22 protein-coding genes and 1 tRNA gene are annotated in these 20,189 nt (G+C 68.6%); 9 read left to right on the top strand and 14 right to left on the bottom strand.

Annotated features, from left to right (window positions below):
* Window positions 1-54: 54 nt before the first annotated feature.
* The 3 genes from ACRARE_RS18860 to ACRARE_RS18850 all read right to left on the bottom strand — a co-directional run bounded on the left by ACRARE_RS18860 (window position 55) and on the right by ACRARE_RS18850 (window position 2,926).
* Window positions 55-636, bottom strand: a complete 582-nt coding sequence (locus ACRARE_RS18860; RefSeq protein ID WP_432658014.1) for a TIGR00725 family protein — start codon at window positions 634-636, stop codon at window positions 55-57.
* On the bottom strand, window positions 633-1,709 hold the full coding sequence (locus ACRARE_RS18855; RefSeq protein WP_432658013.1) for a carbohydrate kinase family protein: 1,077 nt from the start codon (window positions 1,707-1,709) through the stop codon (window positions 633-635). The genes ACRARE_RS18860 and ACRARE_RS18855 overlap by 4 nt, the downstream gene beginning before the upstream one ends.
* A 212-nt stretch (window positions 1,710-1,921) precedes the next feature.
* Window positions 1,922-2,926 (bottom strand): aldo/keto reductase, encoded by a 1,005-nt coding sequence (locus tag ACRARE_RS18850; RefSeq protein WP_432658012.1) that lies wholly within the window; start codon window positions 2,924-2,926, stop codon window positions 1,922-1,924.
* 169 nt (window positions 2,927-3,095) lie between these two features.
* Here ACRARE_RS18850 and ACRARE_RS18845 point away from each other — a divergent pair, with 169 nt between their 5' ends.
* The 3 genes from ACRARE_RS18845 to ACRARE_RS18835 all read left to right on the top strand — a co-directional run bounded on the left by ACRARE_RS18845 (window position 3,096) and on the right by ACRARE_RS18835 (window position 5,201).
* A complete protein-coding gene (locus ACRARE_RS18845) occupies window positions 3,096-3,893 on the top strand; it encodes a GntR family transcriptional regulator (RefSeq protein ID WP_432658011.1) in 798 nt (265 codons plus the stop codon).
* Window positions 3,894-4,126: 233 nt separating this feature from the next.
* A complete protein-coding gene (locus ACRARE_RS18840; protein WP_432658010.1) occupies window positions 4,127-4,513 on the top strand; it encodes a glycine zipper family protein in 387 nt (128 codons plus the stop codon).
* The gene (locus ACRARE_RS18835) at window positions 4,497-5,201 is read left to right on the top strand and encodes a hypothetical protein (protein WP_432658009.1); all 705 of its coding nucleotides are present in this window, start codon (window positions 4,497-4,499) and stop codon (window positions 5,199-5,201) included. The genes ACRARE_RS18840 and ACRARE_RS18835 overlap by 17 nt, the downstream gene beginning before the upstream one ends.
* Before the next feature lie 16 nt (window positions 5,202-5,217).
* Here ACRARE_RS18835 and ACRARE_RS18830 read toward each other — a convergent pair whose 3' ends face one another.
* Complete coding sequence (locus ACRARE_RS18830; RefSeq protein WP_432658008.1) at window positions 5,218-5,682, bottom strand: DUF2867 domain-containing protein; 465 nt, start codon at window positions 5,680-5,682, stop codon at window positions 5,218-5,220.
* Window positions 5,683-5,868: 186 nt separating this feature from the next.
* Entirely contained in the window at window positions 5,869-8,490 is a 2,622-nt protein-coding gene (clpB, locus tag ACRARE_RS18825) for an ATP-dependent chaperone ClpB (protein WP_432658007.1), read from the bottom strand.
* A gap of 212 nt (window positions 8,491-8,702) precedes the next feature.
* On the opposite strand from clpB, the gene ACRARE_RS18820 reads away from it, so the two are divergent.
* The gene (locus ACRARE_RS18820) at window positions 8,703-9,047 is read left to right on the top strand and encodes a hypothetical protein (RefSeq protein WP_432658006.1); all 345 of its coding nucleotides are present in this window, start codon (window positions 8,703-8,705) and stop codon (window positions 9,045-9,047) included.
* Window positions 9,048-9,222: 175 nt separating this feature from the next.
* Window positions 9,223-9,936 carry an orotidine-5'-phosphate decarboxylase gene (pyrF, locus tag ACRARE_RS18815; RefSeq protein WP_432658005.1) on the top strand — a complete coding sequence of 238 codons (714 nt, stop codon included), beginning with the start codon at window positions 9,223-9,225 and terminating at the stop codon, window positions 9,934-9,936.
* A 247-nt stretch (window positions 9,937-10,183) separates the two neighbouring features.
* Here pyrF and ACRARE_RS18810 read toward each other — a convergent pair whose 3' ends face one another.
* Window positions 10,184-10,630: an NUDIX domain-containing protein gene (locus ACRARE_RS18810; protein WP_432658004.1), complete on the bottom strand. Its 447-nt coding sequence runs from the start codon at window positions 10,628-10,630 to the stop codon at window positions 10,184-10,186.
* Between the two features lie 47 nt (window positions 10,631-10,677).
* Here ACRARE_RS18810 and ACRARE_RS18805 point away from each other — a divergent pair, with 47 nt between their 5' ends.
* On the top strand, window positions 10,678-11,943 hold the full coding sequence (locus tag ACRARE_RS18805) for a DNA polymerase IV (RefSeq protein WP_432658003.1): 1,266 nt from the start codon (window positions 10,678-10,680) through the stop codon (window positions 11,941-11,943).
* A gap of 231 nt (window positions 11,944-12,174) precedes the next feature.
* Here ACRARE_RS18805 and ACRARE_RS18800 read toward each other — a convergent pair whose 3' ends face one another.
* Window positions 12,175-13,041 carry an N-formylglutamate amidohydrolase gene (locus ACRARE_RS18800; RefSeq protein ID WP_432658002.1) on the bottom strand — a complete coding sequence of 289 codons (867 nt, stop codon included), beginning with the start codon at window positions 13,039-13,041 and terminating at the stop codon, window positions 12,175-12,177.
* A 191-nt stretch (window positions 13,042-13,232) separates the two neighbouring features.
* Between ACRARE_RS18800 and ACRARE_RS18795 the strand changes: the two genes are divergently transcribed.
* The 3 genes from ACRARE_RS18795 to ACRARE_RS18785 all read left to right on the top strand — a co-directional run bounded on the left by ACRARE_RS18795 (window position 13,233) and on the right by ACRARE_RS18785 (window position 13,888).
* Window positions 13,233-13,307 (top strand) — tRNA-Val (locus ACRARE_RS18795).
* A gap of 79 nt (window positions 13,308-13,386) precedes the next feature.
* Window positions 13,387-13,512, top strand: coding sequence for a type B 50S ribosomal protein L36 (gene ykgO / locus ACRARE_RS18790; RefSeq protein ID WP_012177066.1), 126 nt, complete (start codon window positions 13,387-13,389; stop codon window positions 13,510-13,512).
* A gap of 133 nt (window positions 13,513-13,645) precedes the next feature.
* On the top strand, window positions 13,646-13,888 hold the full coding sequence (locus tag ACRARE_RS18785; RefSeq protein WP_432658001.1) for a DUF1413 domain-containing protein: 243 nt from the start codon (window positions 13,646-13,648) through the stop codon (window positions 13,886-13,888).
* 43 nt (window positions 13,889-13,931) lie between these two features.
* On the opposite strand, the gene ACRARE_RS18780 is transcribed toward ACRARE_RS18785, so the two are convergent.
* The 7 genes from ACRARE_RS18780 to ACRARE_RS18750 form a co-directional block, all read right to left on the bottom strand.
* Window positions 13,932-15,167 carry a phenylacetate--CoA ligase family protein gene (locus tag ACRARE_RS18780; RefSeq protein WP_432658000.1) on the bottom strand — a complete coding sequence of 412 codons (1,236 nt, stop codon included), beginning with the start codon at window positions 15,165-15,167 and terminating at the stop codon, window positions 13,932-13,934.
* A gap of 53 nt (window positions 15,168-15,220) precedes the next feature.
* Window positions 15,221-16,057 carry an ABC transporter ATP-binding protein gene (locus ACRARE_RS18775; RefSeq protein ID WP_432657999.1) on the bottom strand — a complete coding sequence of 279 codons (837 nt, stop codon included), beginning with the start codon at window positions 16,055-16,057 and terminating at the stop codon, window positions 15,221-15,223.
* Window positions 16,058-16,161: 104 nt separating this feature from the next.
* Window positions 16,162-17,457, bottom strand: coding sequence for an ABC transporter substrate-binding protein (locus ACRARE_RS18770; RefSeq protein WP_432657998.1), 1,296 nt, complete (start codon window positions 17,455-17,457; stop codon window positions 16,162-16,164).
* Between the two features lie 142 nt (window positions 17,458-17,599).
* On the bottom strand, window positions 17,600-18,676 hold the full coding sequence (locus ACRARE_RS18765) for a branched-chain amino acid ABC transporter permease (RefSeq protein WP_432657997.1): 1,077 nt from the start codon (window positions 18,674-18,676) through the stop codon (window positions 17,600-17,602).
* A 4-nt stretch (window positions 18,677-18,680) separates the two neighbouring features.
* On the bottom strand, window positions 18,681-18,890 hold the full coding sequence (locus ACRARE_RS18760) for a hypothetical protein (protein ID WP_432657996.1): 210 nt from the start codon (window positions 18,888-18,890) through the stop codon (window positions 18,681-18,683).
* Window positions 18,887-19,102 (bottom strand): hypothetical protein, encoded by a 216-nt coding sequence (locus tag ACRARE_RS18755; RefSeq protein WP_432657995.1) that lies wholly within the window; start codon window positions 19,100-19,102, stop codon window positions 18,887-18,889. Before ACRARE_RS18755 ends, ACRARE_RS18760 begins: the two co-directional genes overlap by 4 nt.
* A 94-nt stretch (window positions 19,103-19,196) precedes the next feature.
* A complete protein-coding gene (locus ACRARE_RS18750; protein ID WP_432657994.1) occupies window positions 19,197-20,183 on the bottom strand; it encodes a branched-chain amino acid ABC transporter permease in 987 nt (328 codons plus the stop codon).
* Between the last annotated feature and the right edge of the window lie 6 nt (window positions 20,184-20,189).

The following is a 20,189-nucleotide window of genomic DNA, read 5'->3' as shown; positions in this document are numbered from 1 at the left end:
GTGGGTCATGTTATGGATCTTGGCCCCCTCAGGGGCCGTGACGTGACGGCGCGGTCAGCCGCCTGCCCATCCGGTCAGCGCCTCAAGCTTCGAGCCGCTGCGCGGTTCATTGGCGCGGGTCAGAGCGATCTCGACCGCCTGCTCCGGCGTTGCGGCGAAACTGACGGGCAGCACCCGGCGCTCGTCCAGGAAGCAGCCGTCATACAGGGTGTCGCGCAGCCGGTCGGACCAGCCGCCGCAGCCTTCCAGCGCCACCACGGGCACGCCCGCGTCATAGGCCACGGTCAGCTCGTTCAGGGTGCCGACGCCGCCGCCCAGCATGATCAGGCTGTGACAGCAGCGCGCCGTCAGCACGTTGCGGATCGTGCCCATGCCGGTGGGAAAGACCAGGTCGCAATAGGCATTGGCCTTGGACGCGTCGCCATAGGGCAGGAACCCCACGGTCAGCCCGCCCGCTGCCTTGGCGCCGCGCGACGACGCCTCCATCACGCCGCCGGTGCCGCCGGTGACCAGGGCCGCGCCCGCCAGGGCAACGCCCCGGCCCACGGCCTCGGCGGCCTCCAGCAGCTGTTCCGGCAGGGTTTCCCCGGCGCGGGCCGAGCGGCCGATCAGGCCGATGGTGGTCATGCGGGTCATGCGGTGGTGTCCTTTTCCAGCAACGCGCGCTCTGGCGCGGTGGCGCCCACGGGGAAATCGTCGTCAAACAGGGTGGCCCGGGCCAGCAACCCGTCGCGGCGCAACAGCGCCTCGGTGCGGTCGGCGGCGAGCAGATCCAGCGGATCGGCCGTTTCCAGCGCGAAAGAGGCCGAGGCCGAGCCAAGCGCGGCGGCCTCCAGCAGATCGGCGCCCTGCGCCCGCGCCACCAGGAAGCCGCCACAGAAGGCGTCGCCCGCCCCGGTCGGGTCGATGGGTGTCGCGGGCCAGGCGGGCAGATGGGTCACTTGCGCGCCCTCCAGCACATAGACGCCGTCGGCGCCCGCCTTCAGCACCACCGAGCGCGCCCCATGGGCCCGCAGCGCGGCCAGGGCGCCGCGCGGGTCCAGATCGGGGGCGAAGACATCCAGGTCCGAGGTCGAGGGCAGGAAAATGTCGATATCGGGCAGGCTTTCGGCCAGCCGCGCGAAGGGGGCGCCCAGCAGGGCGGCGCGGGTCGGGCAATCGGCCTGCACCTGGCCCGCCGAACCGGCCAGTGCCGCGACCAGGGCGCGGTGCCGCGCCAGGGGCAGCAGCGGCAGGTGCCAATGCCCCACCTCCTGCATCCAGGCGGCGGGAATGTCCTGCGGTTCGGGCGCGCCTTCCACCAGGGTTTCGGGCGAATGGGTGGTATCGACGAACTCGGCCCGCTCGGCGGGCGTCAGATGCGCCAGCAGCTCTTCGGGCACCGGCTGCACCCGGTCGCCATTGGGACGATGGGCATAGCTGACGCGCACCGGGTGGCTGCGCTCCAGCCGGATCAGCGAGCCAAGGTCGAAGCCCGCTTCGGCCAGACGCTCCAGCACGGCGACGGGATAGTCGCGCCCGACACGGGCCACGATGCGCGGCGTCAGCCCGGCCAGATGGGCGCCCATGGCCGACCACAGGGCATTGCCGCCGGGCTTGGCGGGCAGCGCCACGTCATCGGGGGTGACCACGCTGTCGATGCTGAAGGACCCCACGATCGCGATCGGCGCGGCGGCAGCGGGCTGAGGGGAGACGGGGCGGCTGGTCATCGGGCGAGGCTTTGGTCTGTCATCGGTGTCATGGGTCGAGCCTATGTGGTCATGCTCATTGTTCAACAATGATATGTTCCTAGGTGAGAGAATATCGCCCTGAAACGGACAATGCGTATTTCTTGAGCGGGTTTCGCCGAGATCGAGGGGTGCCCGCGCGTTTTGATGGCAGGAACGAGCTCCCCCGTGCGCCCCGGGCGGGGCCGCGCGACTCAGCGCCGCCGGGCGCTGACGGCCAGCCCCTCGGGCACCCAGCCCGCATTGCGCGGATCCACGTTGCGGCCAGGGGCCACCACCGCGTCGATCCGATCCAGCAGATCGGCATCCAGGGTCACACCGACCGCTTCCAGAAGGGCATCCAGCTGCCCTTCGGTGCGCGGCCCGATCAGGGTGCTGGTGACATCGGGATGGGCCTGGGTCCAGGCCAGGCTCATCTGCATCATGCTCAGCCCCGCCTCGGCGGCCAGCGGCGCCAGCTGCTCGACCACGTCCAGCTTGGCCGCGTCATCGGCCCGCACGAAGGGGTTGCCGCTGGCCGCGCGCGAGCCCTCCGGGGCCTCCATGTTGCGACGGTATTTCCCGGTTAGCCAGCCGCCGTTCAGCGGACTCCAGACCAACATGCCCAGCCCGTAGCGACGGCAGGTCGGCAGCACCTCGGCCTCGATTCCGCGCACCAGAATGGAATAAGGCGCCTGTTCCGCAACGAATCCGGTCAGTTTCTCGCGTTCGGCGGCCCATTGCGCGCGCACCAGCATTTCCGCCGGAAAGGTCGAGCTGCCGATGTGGCGCACCTTGCCCGCCCGGATCAGATCCTCGAAGGCGCGCAGGCTTTCCTCCAGCGGCACCTTCGGGTCGGGTCGGTGCATCTGGTAGAGGTCGATACAGTCCACATCCAGCCGCCGCAGCGAACCTTCGACGGCCTCGGTGATCCAGGCCCGGCCGCCACCGGATCGCGCCGGGTCGCCGCCCATGGGCAGGCCCACCTTGGTGGCCAGCACCACCTCGTCGCGACGCCCCTTCAGGGCCTTGCCCAGCACCTCTTCCACGACGCCATTGTCATAGATGTCGGCGGTGTCGATCAGGTTGATCCCCGCATCCAGCGCGCGATGCACCAGGCGGATGGCCTCCTCCTCGGTGTTCGAGGTCAAAAGCGCCATGGTACCGAAGGCGAAGGACGACACCGGAAGACCGGTCCGCCCGAGGGGATTCATCTGCATTGTCTTCATCCTGCATATCCTGGGTTTCCCCAAGTCATACAGGCAGACCTTCATTGTTCAACAATGGATTTTCTTTGTGAGATCCCCCGCAATGCTCCCCTCTGGATTGTGCCGCGCCCGGTGACGCGCTACAAATGACGGGTAACGTCTTTGCGACGAAGGGTTTCCCATGCCGAAAGACCAGCCGCTGAAGTTCCAGCGCGTCAAGGACAAGCGCGCGCTGTCTGTCCAGGTTTACGACCAGCTGGTCGAGGTGCTGCGCAACAATGCGGCACCGGGCGCCCTGATCCCGCCGGAAATCCGCCTGGCCGAGGACCTCGGCGTCAGCCGCACCGTCCTGCGCGAGGCCCTGCGCCTGCTGGAAGAGGACGGGGTGATCGAACGCGCCGCCGATCCCCGCCGCCGCCAGCTGGCCGCCTCGGGCAAACGCCCCCCCGCCTTCTCGGCCCCGCTCGAGGATATCGTCACCGGCGCGGGCGAGCTGAGCGCGCGGGTGGTGCGCGACGGCCCCCTGGCCTCGACCAACTGGAGCCGCAGCCTGCTGGACATCGCAGAGCCGCAGACCGAGCTTTACACCCGCGAGACCCTGTTCCTGCGGGGCGAGGGTCAGGTGCCGGTGGTCTCGGCGCTGGAGGCCGTGCCGATGGAGGCGCTGCGCGACGCCCGCCCGCTGGACGCCGCCAATCCCTCGGGCAGCCTGCTGAACGACCTCGGGCCGAAGTTCCGCGCCAAATGCGTCACCACCCTGTGGCGCCTGTCGGATGCCGCCACCGGCGGTCGCCCGCGCCGCGGTTTTGCCGATCTGCCCGCGGGCGCGCCGCTGATCTCGCTGACCACGGTGCTGTCGCGCAATGGCCGCCCGGCCTTCGTCGCCAAGTACCTGCTGCGCCTCGATCTGGTCTCGCTCAGCGTCGGTGACATGGGCGACGAGGCGGCCAAGGCCGCCGCCGAGATCCCCGAGGGCTAAGCCCGCGCCCCGGCGGCGCCTGCCGCCCCTGACGCGCCCAATCCCCCCCGCACCCTGCCCCGCGCGCGCCTGAACCGGCGTGGCGCCCGCCGTCCTGCGCAGATGTCACCTCTGGCCAAGTCTTTGTTACCGCCGGTCATGGGCCGGGCGGCACCACGGGCCTAAACGGCGGCATCCCCGTGCCGCCCCGGTGGCTCGGGCCTCTTTCTTTCCTCATGAACGGAGCTTACCCGATGCAATCCCATTCCTTCCCTACCCGTCTGGCCCTGTCCCTGCCCCTGCTGGCGATGATCGCCGCCTGCGCCGACAGCGGCGCCAACTATACCCCGATCACCGATGGCGCCCCCTCGGCCGCCTTCCGCCAGGACCTGGGCGAATGCCAGCAGCTGGCGCGCGCCAACTACCGAGATGCCGCCGGGGGCACCGCCGCCGTGGGCGCGGGCATCGGCGCCGTGGCGGGCCTGGCCGATGACGACACCTCGGACACCGAGGGCCTGGTGGGCGGGCTGATCGTCGGCGCCCTGACCGGCGCGGCGGCAGGCAGCGTCGAGGCCAACCAGAAGCGCGAGGCCCTGGTGCGCAATTGCATGAAGGGGCGTGGCCATGCCGTTGTCGGCTAAGGCCACGCCCCCCGACCTGCCCAGGACGGCCCGGCGCCCCTCGGGCCGCCTGCCGGGGGTTGCCGCGCTGATCTGCGCGGCAACCTACCTGGCGGGGTTCGCCCTGCTGATCCTCGTGCTGTTGCCCGGCGGCTATGATCCCTCGGGTTCGGGCGGGGCGGCGGACCTGGCCTTTGCCGGGGCGCATCGCACCCTGTTGAAGGGCTGGTTCCTGGTGATCTACCTGGCCAACGGCTTTGCCCTGGCCCTGCTGGCCGAGGGGCTGGGCCGCTGCCTGGCGCCCGCCTCGTCCATGGCCGGGCTGGTGCGGGGGCTGGGGCTGATCTGGGCCGGGCTTGTGCTGGCCGCCGGGCTGGTGGCCCTGGCCGGGCTGGAAAAGGCCACGGCCCTGGCGGCCCGCGCCCCCGATCAGGCCCTGGCCCTGTGGCGCGCGGCGCGGCTGGTCGAAGAGGGGCTGGGCGGCGGCACCGAAATTGCCGGCGCGGCCTGGCTGGCGATCACCGCCCTGGCCCTGCGCGACGCCCCCACCCGGCCGCGCCTGCTGGCCAGTGCCGGGCTGGCCCTGGCCGCCGCCGGGGTCGCCACGCTGATCCCCGCCCTGGGCGAGGCGCCCGGCGCGGTCTTCGGGCTGGGGATGATCGCCTGGTTCGCCGGCATCGGCCTCACCCTGTGGCGCGGTCGGATCTAGCCCCCCGCGTCCGTCCTCAGGCGCGCGGCAGGCGGCGCAGCATCGCCGCGACAATCACCCGATGCGCCAGACCCACCGGGATCATGTAAAGCCGCCCGAAGGCGTTATGCACCTTGACCGAACTGGTCACGGTGAAGACCCGCCCCTCGGTCGACAGGCAGGTCATCACATCCAGATGGCGGTCGCGTTCGGTCAGCACCAGCAGGTCGGGGCGTGCCTCTTCCACCAGGAAGAAGTCCAGCCTGTCGCCCGCCGCCACCTGTGTGGGCCGGTCACCGGAAAACCCGCCGATCCGCTTCACCCCGAACCGGGCCGAGATCGCGTCGCGGAGGCGAAAGGCCAGGGCCAGCCCCGGCAGGGGGCGGGCCTGCATCGCCCACCAGGCCTGAAGCGGCGTCATCTCGCGCGCCAGGGTCACCCGGGCCACATGGTGATAGGCCAGCGCCCGGGCCGGGGCGACCAGAGGGACATCGGTCGGCATGGGGCGGGTCTCCTTTCGCGCGGCATGTCGGGGCGCAGAAGGCCACGCCCGCGCCGCCCTGTCCCTGCGGCAGATCACCCGCCCGGATCCGGGGGGGGGGACCTCGGCACAAAGGGCCTTGGCGCAAGGAAAAGGGGCGGCCCCTTGCGGAGCCGCCCCACCCGTTCACTCGTTACCCTGACATCCTCAGTGGACCGTTGCCTCATCCGGCGTGTCGCGCTCCGACGTGCCGACCCGGTTGCCGATGATCAGCCCCTCGGGGCCTGCGGTCACCGGCACCACCGCGCCGTCGCCGATCTCGCCGCCCAGCAGGACCTCGGCCAGCGGATCCTGCAACGCGCGCTGGATCACCCGTTTCAGCGGCCGCGCGCCGAAGACCGGATCGTAGCCCTCGTCGGCCAGCCACTTGCGGGCATCCTCGTCCAGCTCCAGCCGGATCTTGCGACCGGCCAGACGTTTTTCCAGACGGCCCAGCTGGATCTCGACGATCCCGCCCATGTCCTGACGACCCAGCCGGTCGAAGACGATGATCTCGTCCAGCCGGTTCAGGAACTCGGGGCGGAAATGGGCCCGCACCGCGTCCATCACGTCGCGCTTCGCGTCCGAGGAATCGGCGCCATCGGGCAGCATCGACAGGGCCTGGGCGCCCAGGTTCGAGGTCAGGATGATCAGCGTCTGCTTGAAGTCGACAGTGCGCCCTTGACCATCGGTCAGCTGGCCATCGTCCAGAACCTGCAACAGCACGTTGAACACATCCGGATGCGCCTTCTCGACCTCGTCGAACAGCACCACCTGATAGGGGCGCCGCCGCACGGCCTCGGTCAGCACGCCGCCCTCGTCATAACCGACATAGCCCGGAGGGGCGCCGATCAGACGGGCGACCGAATGTTTCTCCATGAACTCGGACATGTCGATGCGCACCATGGCGCTGTCGTCGTCAAAGAGGAACTCGGCCACGGCCTTGGTCAGCTCGGTCTTGCCGACGCCGGTCGGCCCGAGGAACAGGAAGCTGCCCAGCGGGCGGTTCTCGTCGTTCAGACCCGCACGCGCCCGGCGCACCGCATTGGCCACCGCCTTGACGGCGGCGTTCTGGCCGATGACGCGACGGTGCAGACCGTCCTCCATGCGCAACAGCTTCTCGCGCTCGCCCTCCAGCATCTTGGCCATCGGGATCCCGGTCCAGCGTTCGACAACGCTGGCGATCTGCTCGGGCCGCACGGCCTCTTCGACCATGACCTCTCCCTCGGCCTCGGCGGCCTCGGCCTCGCCCAGCTGTTTTTCCAGCTGCGGGATGACGCCGTAGGACAGCTCCCCGGCCTTGGCCAGGTCACCCTGCCGCTTGGCAATGTCCAGATCCGCCCGGGCCCGGTCCAGCTGTTCCTTCAGCTCGCGCGCCCCGGCCAGCTTGTCACGTTCCGCCTGCCAGCGCGCGGTCAGCGCGTCAGCTTTCTCTTGCAGATCGCCCAGCTCTTTCTCCAGCGCCTCGAGCCGGTCCTTCGACGCCGCATCGTCCTCTTTCTTCAGGGCCTCGGCCTCGATCTGAAGCTGCAGGATATGCCGGTCGAGCTGGTCCAGCTCTTCGGGTTTGCTGTCCACCTCCATGCGCAGACGGCTGGCAGCCTCATCGACCAGGTCGATGGCCTTGTCGGGCAGGAACCGGTCGGTGATGTAGCGGTTCGACAGGGTCGCCGCCGACACCAGGGCCGAGTCCGAGATCCGCACCCCGTGGTGCAGCTCGTATTTCTCCTTGATGCCCCGCAGGATCGAAATCGTGTCCTCGACCGTGGGTTCGTTCACCATCACCGGCTGGAAGCGACGGGCCAGGGCCGCGTCCTTCTCGACGTACTTGCGGTATTCGTCCAGCGTGGTGGCGCCGATGCAGTGCAACTCACCCCGCGCCAGCGCGGGCTTGATCAGGTTGGCCGCATCCATGGCGCCATCGGTTTTCCCGGCGCCGACCAGGGTGTGCATCTCGTCGATGAACAGGATCACCTCACCGGCAGCGGCCTCGATCTCCGACAGGATGGATTTCAGCCGTTCCTCGAACTCACCGCGATATTTCGCACCGGCGATCAGCGCGCCCATGTCCAGCGCCAGAAGACGCTTGTTCTTCAGGCTTTCGGGCACGTCGCCATTGATGATGCGCAGGGCCAGACCTTCCGCGATGGCGGTCTTACCCGTACCGGGCTCCCCGATCAGGACGGGGTTGTTCTTGGTCCGGCGGCTCAGCACCTGCATGGCGCGGCGGATCTCGTCGTCGCGGCCGATGATCGGGTCGATCTTGCCTTCCTCGGCGGCCTTGGTCAGGTCGCGGGCATATTTCTCCAGCGCCTCGAAGGTGTCTTCGGCGCTGGCGGTATCGGCGGTGCGGCCCTTGCGGATCTCGTTGATCGCGGCGTTCAGCTTCTGGGCCGAAACGCCCCCGGCCTCCAGCGCGTCCTTAGCGCCGGATTTCACCAGGGCCAGCGCGGTCAGCAGCCGTTCGACGGGCACGAAGCTGTCCTTGGCCTGCTTGGCCACCTTCTCGGCCTCGGCAATCACCTTGACCGTCTGGTTGTCCATGTAGGTCTGGCTGCTGTCGCCGCTGACCACGGGCAGCTTCTTCAGCGCCAGCTCGCAGGCCTGGGCAACGGCCTTGGCGTCGCCGCCAGCCTTGCCGATGAGGTTGGCCGACAGCCCCTCTTCATCGTCCAGCAGCGCTTTGAGGATGTGATCGGGCACCAGGCGCTGATGGCCTTCCCGAATGGCGATGGTCTGGGCCGCCTGGATGAATCCCCGCGACCGCTCCGTGAACTTCGACAAGTCCATGGCAATACTCCTTTTCCCAAGCGTCCCGCGTCTCTTGGCACCCTTGATAGGCATACCGATCGGTCCGGGACCTCACGATCTCGAGATGGGGATCGGCGGGGCGCGGTTCAAGCGGGTTCCGGCCGAAACCGGCGCGAAAACGGAACCCGAGGCGGGGGCCATCCGTTTTATTGCCAACGCGCCCCGACCGGCGCCCCTGCAAGGAGGCCATGATGCCCGAGACCGAGAAGGACCCCCGCCCTGCCCCTTTCCTGACCCGCCTGTCGCGGGTCCGCTACAACCCCGCCGCCCGCGCCTTCGAGGCCGCCGTGGCCCTGCATGACGCGGGCGAGGTCTTCACCTACCCGGTCAGCCTGCGCGCCCCGATGAATGCCGATTACGAAGCGGTGACCTCTGCCCTGGCGGAACTGGCCCGCCGCCGCCATGCCCGCCAGCAGGGCCATGCCCAGGGACCGCTGCGCGCCCGGCGCCGCGAGGCCGCGCCCCGCCCCCTGCCGCCCCGGGTCGAGGCGGCCACCGCCGCCCTGTGGAAGCGGGTGCTGCACCGCGCCGCCTGACGGCGGCAGGGGGGCGCTGCCCCCCGGCTCCGGGCCGGAGCCTCCCCCCGGGATATTTTTGGCAAACAAGAAGAGGGGGCACCGCGCGAGAGGGCCCAGGGGGCCGCGGGGCGGGCCCATGGCTTGACCTGCGCCGCGCGCTGGCCCAACAGGGGGGAAATCGCGGAGAGAGCCCATGACCCAGACCCCGAACGCCGCCGACGACCGCCTGATCGTTGCCCTGGATGTGCCCAATGCCCTGCAAGGGCTGGAGCTGGCCGAGAAGATCGGCGACGCGGTCTCTTTCTACAAGATCGGTCTGGGGATGCTGACCGGCGGCGGCATGGCCCTGGCCAATGAGCTGAAGCAGGAGCACGGCAAGCGCATCTTCCTGGACATGAAGCTGTTCGACATCGGCCAGACGGTGGAGAACGCGGTGCGCGGCATCGCGCAATACGATCTGGATTTCCTGACCGTCCATGGCGACCCCCATGTGGTGCGCGCCGCCAAGGAAGGGGCCGCCGGGACGGGCCTGAAGATCCTGGGCGTGACCATCCTGACCTCGCTGGACCGGGGCGATCTGGATGACGGCATGATGCGCGCAGGCGACATGGCCGAGATGGTGGTGGAACGCGCCGACCGCGCCTTTGGCGCCGGAGCCGACGGCATCATCTGCTCGCCCAACGAGGCGGCGGCGATCCGGGCCCTGCCCTCTGCCGAGGGACGCCTGATCGTCACGCCGGGCGTGCGCCCTGCGGGCAGCGCCAGCGACGATCAGAAACGCATCGCGACCCCTGCCTCGGCCGTGGCCGCAGGGGTCGACCACATGGTGGTGGGCCGTCCGGTCTGGCGCGCCGAGGATCCCCGCGGCGCCGCCCAGGCCATCGTGAGCGAGCTGCGCGGCCTCTGACCCCCGTTCCCGGCGCAAGCCCGGGCCGGGGTCCGGAATACCCCCATGGACGCCACATGGCGTCACGCCGCATCCTTGTCCCAGGATCACCGCCTGGGAGGGGAAACCGATGGCACGCAATCCGAATGTTCCGAGCGACGACTTCGACGTGACCGGCGGCCTGGCGGGCTTCGCCCCGTCCTGGCTGCGCAAGGGGCGACGCAAGCCCGAAGAGGCCTGACAGGGCCGAGGAGGACCCCGGCGCGCCTCAACCCCCCAGCACCCGGCGCAGCCGCGCGGCCAAGGGCGGGATATGGGCGGGATGGGCCAGGTAGGCGCGCGGGGGCATCAACGCCCAGCCCTGCCCCTCATCCCCCAGCCGGATCTTTGCGACGCAGGCAGGCGGCAGGCGGGCCGTCCAGAACCAGACCTCGGCGCCCGCCTGGTCGCGATAGGCGCGGGCGTGGCGGAAGTCGCGGGGTCGCAGGATCAGCGACAGCTCTTCCGCCGTTTCGCGGATGACGCAGTCGCGCGGGCTTTCGCCTGGCTCGCGCCCGCCGCCGGGCAGATCCCAGAGGCCGGGATAGGGAACTCCGGGGATGTCGTCGCGTTGCAGCACCGCCAGGCGCGCGCCCAGGAACAGCGCCACCTTGGCGCCCGAGAAGGGGCGGCCGCGTTCCAGCGCGGCGCCGGGAATGCCTGTTTCGCTTGTCATGCCGCCGGTCTATCATCTGGGCCCAAGCAGACCCACCGGAACCTGACATGGACGCCCTCTGCCGCGACTGCCTGCACAGTTTCACCGCCCCGACCCGCGACCGCCTGCGCTGCCCCGCCTGCGGATCGCCGCGCTGTGTCGCCCATGGGGAACTGATGCAGCTGTCCATCGCGCACATGGATTGCGACGCCTTCTATGCCTCGGTCGAGAAACGCGACGACCCCAGCCTGGCCGACAAGCCGGTGATCATCGGCGGCGGGCGGCGCGGGGTGGTCTCGACCGCCTGCTATGTGGCGCGGATCCGGGGCGTGCGCTCGGCCATGCCGATGTTCCAGGCGCTGAAACTCTGCCCCGAGGCGGTGGTGATCCGCCCCCGCATGGCCCGCTATGTCGAGGTCTCGCGCCAGATCCGCGCCATGATGGAGGAACTGACCCCGGCCATCGAGCCGCTGTCGCTGGACGAGGCCTTTCTGGATCTGACCGGCACCGCGCGGCTCCATGGCACGCCGCCTGCGGTGCAACTGGCCCGCCTGGTGCGGCGGATGCGGGACGAGCTGGGGGTGACCGGCTCGATCGGGCTGTCGCACAACAAGTTCCTGGCCAAGATCGCCTCGGACCTGGACAAGCCGCATGGTTTCGCGGTGATCGGCCAGGCCGAGACGCTGGCCTTCCTTGGCCCCAAGCCTGTGGGGCTGATCTGGGGCGTGGGCGCGGCCGGAAAGGGGGCGCTGGACCGGGCGGGGATCCGCACCATCGAGGATCTGCGCCGGTGGGAGCTGTCGGATCTGGTGGCGCGATTCGGTTCGATGGGCACCCGGCTTTACCATCTGTCGCGGGGCGAGGACCGGCGCCGCGTCTCGCCGCACGCCCCGGTGAAATCGGTGTCGAACGAAACGACCTTCTTCGAGGATATCGCCGACCCCGAGCTGCTGGACGGCCATCTGTGGCGGCTGGCGGAACAGGTGTCGGACCGGTTGAAGGCGAAAGAGATCGCGGGCCGCACCGTGGTGCTGAAGCTGAAGCGCGCCGATCACTCGTTGCTGACCCGTCGCACCGGGCTGCGCGATGCCACCCAGCTGGCCGACCGCATCTATCGCGAGGCGCGCGGGCTCTTCGACAAGCTACCCGATCGCGGGCCCTTCCGGCTGATCGGGGTAGGCGTCACCGATCTGGGACCGGCCGCCGACGCCGACCGCTCGGGCGACCTGCTGGACCCCGAGGCGGGGCGGCGCAGCGCCGCCGAACGCGCCTCGGACCAGATCCGGGCGCGCTTCGGCAAAGATGCGATTCGCAAGGGGCGGGCGCTGCGCTGATTGCGACGGGGGGCGGGGGCTCTGCCCCCCTTGAGCCTGCGGCTCAATTCCCCCCGGGATATTTTTGGCAATGAGAAGAGGGAGGCCGGGGGAACAGTCCGGCGCGGGGGCTGTGACCGCGGGGCCCTTTGGGCTTTTGCAGGGCTAGGGGAGGGGGTCTGGCGGGCGAGGGAAGGCGCGGCGCAGGGCGCGCGCGCCGCGTCCGCACCGGGGCGAGGCTGGGGCGGGGCGTTATTCCGCGGCCAGGGGCTGGTCGTTACGGCCCAGCTCGGTCAGTTCGGCGATGATGCCGTGCATGAGGGTGGCGAAGGCGTCGAAATCGGCGCGCGGTTCGATCTGCGCCTCGTCCATGTAAAGCGCCCGGTCGATCTCGATCTGCACCGCGTGGCGGCCCCGCGCCGGGCGGCCGTAGTGCTGCGCCACATAGGCCCCGGCGAAGGGGGCGTTGCGGATCACGTTCAGCCCGGCGCCGGTGAAGGCGGCCTCGATCCGGTCCACCAGCTGGCTGTCCGCCGAGGCGCCGAAACGGTCGCCCAGCACCACGTCGGGGCGACGGCGGGAATTGCGGCGAATCGCATCCAGGGCCTCATGCGGCATCGAGTGGCAGTCGATCAGCACCGCCTCGCCAAAGCCCCGGTGCACCTCTGCCAGCAGGGTTTGCAGGGTGGCGTGATAGGGCTGCCAGCAGCGTTCCAGCCGCGCCTCGGCCTCGGCCAGGGGGATCTTGCCATCGTAGATCGGCCGTCCGCCCGCCACGACCCGGGGAATCACCCCCAGCCCCGAGGCGATGCGCGGATTGTGCCCGCGCCGACGGGCGCCTTCGACCAGCGCCGGATCCAGCTCATCGGCGGCGCGGTTCAGGTCGACATAGGCCCGTGGCACCCGCGCACAGAGCAGCGCCGCACCCAGTTCGGTCGCCGGGGCAAACAGGCGATCAACGAAGGCATCTTCGGAACTGCGGATCTGGCGACCGTCCAGCCGGGTGCGTGTCATAAGGTCCGCCGGATAGTCCCGCCCCGAATGGGGCGAGGCGAAAACCACGCTGGTTGTCAGCCGCGCAGGGCGATACAGCGCATAGGGCAGCGCAGGGTCAGACATGATCGGGGCACCTCTCGGGCAACGCGATTGATACTAGCGCAAAAAAGGATTGCCAAAAGCCCCTTGATCCCCCCGCCGACTCCTTTTATAGGACGCGAACCGGCGCGGTTATCCGCGCTTCTTCTTTGTCAGAGCGGCCCTGAAAGGGGACAGATCGGACCAGGTGGAAGCAAAGATTTTCGAGCCAGTGTGGGCGATTAGCTCAGCGGTAGAGCACTTCGTTGACATCGAAGGGGTCACAAGTTCGATCCTTGTATCGCCCACCATTCTATTCATCGGGACGCCCACGGGCCTCCCTGCACGAAACCCTGGCGCTAGCCGCGCCGCGACATGAGGAGAGAGGCCATGAAGGTCAAGAACTCGCTCCGCTCGCTGAAGCAGCGCCACCGCGATTGCCGCGTCGTGCGCCGCAAGGGCCGCGTCTATGTGATCAACAAGACGCAGCGCCGCTTCAAGGCCCGTCAGGGCTGAGAGCTGCCAGAGCTTTTCACGAAAAGGGTCGCCTTCGGGCGGCCCTTTTTGCATCTGGCCTTTTTGCACCTGGCCCGGCCCCTGGCGGGGTTCGGCCCTTGGCGCGGGCGCGGCGGCACCCTACCCTTTCCCCATGACCGAGGATGAGATCACCCACCTCAGCGCCGCGCTGGCCGGTCGGGCGCCGGGGCCCTTCCATTTCCGCGACATCTGCGCGGGTTTCGATGAGATGTGGATCGGCGACAAGGTGAAGGCCGGGCACGCCTTCCTGAACGCGGTGCGCGCCGGGCGCCTGCCCGGGGTCCGCGACAGCGGGCGCAAGACCGGCGGCGGGCGGCTGTACCTTTGGGCGCCCGAGGGCGCCAGCGCGCGCTAGGCGGGCGAGGATGCCCGCCAGGGCGGCGGGGCGCCCCCGCCCCTCAGTCGTATTTGCGCCGATCCTCGATCACCAGCCCGTCATTGGGCAGGCTGCCCGGGGCCAGCAGCTCGATTCGCGCCTTCAGCTTCAGCAGGTCCGTGGCGCTGGAGGCAAAGGCGGCCGCGTCGCCGCCCTCGGCCTCGACCTGGAGGATCATCACGTCCATCTCGCCCTCGCGCTCGGCCACGACGCGGGCGCGGCGGACCTCGGGGTGGCGGGCGACGAAATCGGCCACCTGTTCGGGACGCACGAACATGCCCTTGATCTTGGTGGTCTGGTCGGCGCGGCCCATCCAGCCCTTGATGCGCAGGTTGGTGCGGCCACAGGGGCTGGCGCCCGGCAGCACCGCCGACAGATCGCCAGTGGCAAAGCGGATCAGCGGATAGTCGGGGTTCAGGGTGGTCACCACCACCTCGCCCACCTCGCCCGGGGCCACCGGGGTGCCGGTGCCGGGGGTGACGATTTCCACGATGACGCCCTCGTCAACGATCATCCCCTCCATCGCGGCGCTTTCATAGGCGATATTGCCCAGATCCGCGGTGGCGTAGCATTGCAGGCAGGCGATGCCGCGCTCGGCATATTCAGCCCGCAGCGACGGGAACAGCGCCCCGCCCCCCACGGCGGCCTTGGTGATCTGAAGGGGCAGGCCCTGGGCCTCGGCCCGATCCAGGATCACCTTCAGGAAATCCGGCGTACCCGCATAGGCCGTCACCCCCAGGTCATGGGCGGCGCGCACCTGAAGATCGGTCTGGCCGGTGCCCGCGGGCAGCACGGTGGCCCCCACGGCCCGGGCGCCGTTCTCGAACATCATTCCCGCCGGGGTCAGGTGATAGCCGAAGCAGTTCTGCACCAGATCGCCGCGCCCGATGCCCGCCGCGTGCAGGAAGCGGCCCATGCGCCACCAGTCGTGGCTGGCCCCGCCGGGTTCATAGATCGGCCCCGGCGACTGGAAGACATGGGCGAACCCCGTCAGCGGCAGCGCGGTCAGCCCGCCAAGCGGCGCCCCCGCCCCCTGGCGCTTCACCAGGTCCGACTTGCGCGTCAGCGGCAGGGCGGCCAGGGCCTCGACGCTGGTGATCGCCGCCGCGTCGACCTCGGCCAGAGCGGGCGCGGCCCCCGGCAGACCCTGGGCATTGGCCAGCTGGCGCGGCAGGTCGCGGGCGATCGCCGCCTCGCGCTCGTCCGGGCTGCGGGTCTCAAGCGCATCGTAGTGGTGGGTTCGGGAATGGCGGGTCATCATGCTCTCCGGGGCGCGGGGATCTGGGGAGGGGATCGGGGGAACGGGCGGGCTCAGCTCAGCCAGCGCTTGCGGCGCCGGTAAGAGCGCACGTCGCGGAAGCTTTTGCGCCCCTCATCGGACATGCCGAGGTAGAATTCCTTCACATCCGGGTTCTCGCGCAGCGCGGCCGCCTCGCCATCCATCACCACGCGGCCCGATTCCAGGATATAGCCGTAATGGGCAAAGCGCAGGGCGACGTTGGTGTTCTGCTCGGCCAGCAGGAAGGTGGCCCCCTGCTCTTCGTTCAGGCTTTTGACGATGCCGAAGATCTCTTCGACCAGCTGCGGCGCCAGACCCATGGACGGTTCGTCCAGCAGGATCGTTTCGGGGCGCGACATCAGCGCCCGGCCGATGGCGATCATCTGCTGTTCCCCGCCCGAGGTATAGCCCGCCTGGGATTTGCGGCGCACCTTCAGGCGCGGGAAGTAATTATAGACCATCTCGAGATCGGCCTCGATCTCGCCCTTGCCGCGCCGGGTATAGGCGCCGGTCATCAGGTTCTCTTCGACGGTCAGGTGTTCGAAACAGTGGCGGCCTTCCATCACCTGGATGACGCCGGTCTTGACCAGGCTGGCCGGGTCCAGATCCTGGATGCGGTTGCCGCGATAGAGGATCGAGCCCTTGGTCACCTCGCCGCGTTCCGCCTGCAACAGGTTCGAGATCGCTTTCAGCGTGGTGGTCTTGCCCGCGCCATTGCCGCCCAGCAGGGCGGTGATACCGCCCTTGGGCACCGACAGGCTGACCCCTTTCAGCACGAGGATCACATGGTTGTAGATCACCTCGATATTGTTGACCTCCAGAAGCGTTTCCTGCGTCGACGCCTCTTTGATCGGTGCGGAATCGAGCATGACGCCCTCCCATTTCCTGGCTTCACTTGCGCCCGGCGCGCCTTCGCGACCCGGGGGAGGACGGCCCCCGGGGCCGGGGACCGTCCGTTAACTATGAGCGCGGCTTATTCGCAGCCGGGGGTGATGCCGTTCTCTTCGGCATAGGCCATGCTGTCTTCGCTGATCAGCGCGTCCAGCACCTCGCTGTCCGAGGGGCCGTAGTCGGTGATCAAGGACCAGCTGCCCGCCTCGGCGTCCCATTGCGCCACGGCCCCCAGGCCGTCGCCGCCGTGGTTCGAGCAGGAGACGTTGAAGGTCGGGCCGAAGTTCGGCAGGCCGAGCCCGGCCATCTTCTCTTCGGTCATCTCCAGCGCTTCCATGCCGTCGCGCATCATGGCGGGGGTGATCTGCGCGGTGCCGTGGATGTCCTGCGCGGTGCGCGCGGCCTCGGTGGCCAGCATGGCCGCGTACATGCCACGGTTATAGAGCGCGGTGCCCAGCTGATCGCCGGCCCCGGCCGCCAGACCGGCATCGACCACATATTGCTTCAGATCGTCATAGACCGGATAGTCCATGCCCAGATTGTGGAAGGTCAGCGCCTTGTAGCCGTTGGCACCGTCGCCTGCGGGCAGCACGTCATTCTCGGAGCCGGACCACCAGATGCCGATGAAGTTCTCCATCGGATAGCGGATGTTCACCGCCTCCTGAATGGCGACCTGGTTCATCACGCCCCAGCCCCACATGATCACGTTGTCCGGCTTGGCGCGGCGGATCTGCAACCACTGGCTTTTCTGTTCCTGGCCCGGGTGATCCACCGGCAGCAGCAGCAGCTCGAAACCGTGCTTGGCCGACAGCTCTTCCAGGGTGCGGATCGGTTCCTTGCCATAGGCCGAGTTGTGATAGACCAGCGCGATGGTCTTGCCGCTGATGTCGCCGTTGTTGACATCAAGGATGTGGTTGATCGCGTGGCTGGCGCCGTCCCAGTAGTTGGCCGGATAGTTGAAGACCCAGCTGAAGACCTCGCCGTTCTTGGCCGAGGTGCGGCCATAGCCCATGGTGTGCATGGGGATCCCGTCGGCGGTGGCCTTGGGGATCAGCTGATAGGTGATGCCGGTCGACAGCGGCTGATAGACCAGCGCGCCTTCGCCCTTGGTCGCCTCGTAGCATTCCACACCCTTCTCGGTGTTATAGCCGGTCTCGCATTCGATGATCTCGATCTTCTCGCCGCCGATGCCGCCATCCCGGGCGTTCAGCAGGGTCATGTAGTCCTGGTAGCCGTCCGAGAACGGGATGCCGTTCGCGGCATAGGGGCCGGTGCGGTAGCTCAGGTCCGGGAACACCAGGTCTGCGGCGGCGGGGCCTGCGATCACCCCTGCGGCCAGCAGGGCTGCGCCCGCGACACTCATCTTCGTCTTCGCCATCTCAATCTCCTCCCTTGGAACGATGGTCCATCTGCCGGGGCTCCTCTTCCCCGGTATCGTGACACGGGCGCCTCTTGCGGGCCCCCTTGTCGGCGGCGCTGGCGGGGCTCCTCTTCCCCGCGCGGCGCCGGTCAGGCCCGCCCTAGTGCGGGAAAGGCCAAAGTCTCAGCTTCTCCTTGGCGACGCGCCACAGCTGCGCCAGCCCGTGGGGTTCGGCCACCAGGAAGGTGACGATCAGCGCGCCCACGATCATGAATTCCAGATGCGCCGCCAGGTCGGTGGGCCAGCCCAGGCTGCCGACCAGCACGTTCTTCAGCAGCACCGGCAGCAGCACCAGGAAGGCCGCGCCCATCAGGGATCCGCCGATCCGGCCCAGCCCGCCGATGATGATCATGAAGAGCACCAGGAAGGACTTGTTGATGCCGAAGGCCTCGCCCACCTCGACCGCGCCCAGGTAGACCGCGAAGAACAGCGAGCCCGCGATGCCGATGAAGAAGGACGACACCGCGAAGGCCGACAGTTTCGCCGACAGCGGGTTCACCCCGATGATCTCGGCGGCAATGTCCATGTCGCGGATGCCCATCCAGCTGCGCCCCATGGTGCCGCGCGTCAGGTTGCGGGCCACCACGGCGGCGAAGATCAGGAACAGCAGGCAGAACAGGTAGGTCACCCAGGCCTCGGCATTGGGGCCGGTGACGGCATAGCCCAGCACCTCGCGCTCGGGCGCGCTGATCTGGCCCGAAGCGGAGTAGTTGTAGAACCACGGCACCCGGTTGAAGAGCCAGACCAGGAAGAACTGCGCCGCCAGCGTCGCCACGGCCAGGTAGAACCCCTTGATCCGCAGCGACGGCAGGCCGAACAGAACGCCGACGCCTGCGGTGATGCCACCGGCCAGCAGAACGTGAATGATGATCGACACCTCGGGGAAGGCCGTCATCAGCTTGTAGGTGGCATAGGCGCCGACGGCCATGAAGCCGCCGGTGCCCAGGCTGACCTGCCCGCAGAAACCGACAAGGATGTTCAGCCCGATCGCCGCGATGGCATAGATCAGGAAGGGCAGCGCCACGGCATTGGCCCAGTAGTCGTTGATGATGAACGGCACCACCCCCAGCGCCAGAACCAGCGTGACCTGTAGCGCGACCCGGTCGAACCGGATCGGGAAGGTCTGGTTGTCAGCCTGGTAGCTGGTCTTGAAATCCCCGGCTTCGCGGTAAAGCATTTTGTCAGCCCTCGATCTGCGGTGCGATGCGCTGTGTCGGCGCGATGCGGTTGCACAGGCCCAGATGGCAGGCGACGCCCGCCAGGAAGCCCAGGCCCGCCAGCAGGCAGGCGATCAGCATCTCGCCCCGGGCCAGCTCGACGAACAGGGCGATCAGGCCAAAGGTCCAGAAGGCCCCCCAGGCCACGACGTTGGCAATGGCGATCAGTTTCATGCGTCTTCTCCCTTCATCGCCCAGCTGATGCGGCGCGCCGCGGTCAGATAGGTCAGCCAGGCGGCCACGGCGCCGATGACGACGATGACCGTATTGATCAGGTGGTGCTGGCCCTCCAGATGCCCCGGGCGCGCGGCCCAGAAGACGAAGGCCCAGTAGGCGACCCAGAACGCGGTTGCGGCGACCAGGCGGATTCCCTTCACGTCTTTCATGTCAAATCTCCTCCAGATGCCCCCCGGCTCCTCTACCGGGGGCCCCGGGCGGGCGGGTGCCGCGACAAAGTCGCGCAGTCGCCCGCCGGGGTCTTTACACTCTTTCGATAATCCGTTCCCCGAACAAGCCCTGCGGACGGAAGACCAGGAACAGAAGGGCCAGCACATAGGCGAACCAGTTCTCGGTCGCCCCGCCGACCAGTGGGCCGATGGCGAACTCGAACAGTTTCTCGCCCACCCCGATGATCAGACCGCCGACGATGGCGCCCGGGATCGAGGTAAAGCCCCCCAGCATCAGAACCGGCAAAGCTTTCAGAGCGATGAGCGAGAGCGAGAATTGCACGCCCGACTTGGTGCCCCACATGATCCCGGCGACCAGGGCCACGAAGCCCGCGATCGACCAGACCAGCACCCAGATGTAGTTCAGGCTGATCCCCACGCTCAGCGCCGCCTGGTGATCGTCAGCCACGGCCCGCAGGGCGCGGCCCTGCTTGGAATACTGGCTGAAGATGGTCAGGGCGACGACCAGGGCCGCGGCAATGGCGGTGGCCCAGAGGTCCAGATTGTCGATGAAGAAGCCGTAGCCGAAGATGCCGAAGGTGGTGTCGTCGATCCACAGGTTGATCCCCTGCGGCAGGCCCACGTCCAGCTTCTTGATGTCGGCGCCCCACATGATGTCGCCCAGGCCTTCCATGAAATAGGCCAAGCCGATGGTGGCCATGAACAGGATGATCGGCTCCTGCCCCACCAGGTGGCGGAAGATGAAGCGATTCACCGCCCAGGCCAGGACGATCATCACCCCCCCGGTCAGCAGGATCGCGGCAATGGCGGGCAGGTGCCAGCCGAAGTGGTGGATCTCGGTCCCGAAGGCGGCGTTGATCAGGTGGCTGAAGGGCACCTGCCCTTCCATGATCCCCACCAGGGTCAGCGCGGCAAACAGCGCCATCACCCCCTGGGCATAGTTGAAGATGCCGCTGGCCTTGTAGATCAGCACGAACCCCAGGGCGACAAGGGCGTAAAGCACGCCGGCCATCAGCCCGTTGAGGAACACTTCCATGGCATAGAGCAATTGATCGGGCATGGCTCA

The organism is Pseudooceanicola aquaeponti, from assembly GCF_050897975.1.
Lineage (GTDB): Bacteria > Pseudomonadota > Alphaproteobacteria > Rhodobacterales > Rhodobacteraceae > Pseudooceanicola.
This window is presented reverse-complemented; position numbering and strand designations above follow the sequence as displayed.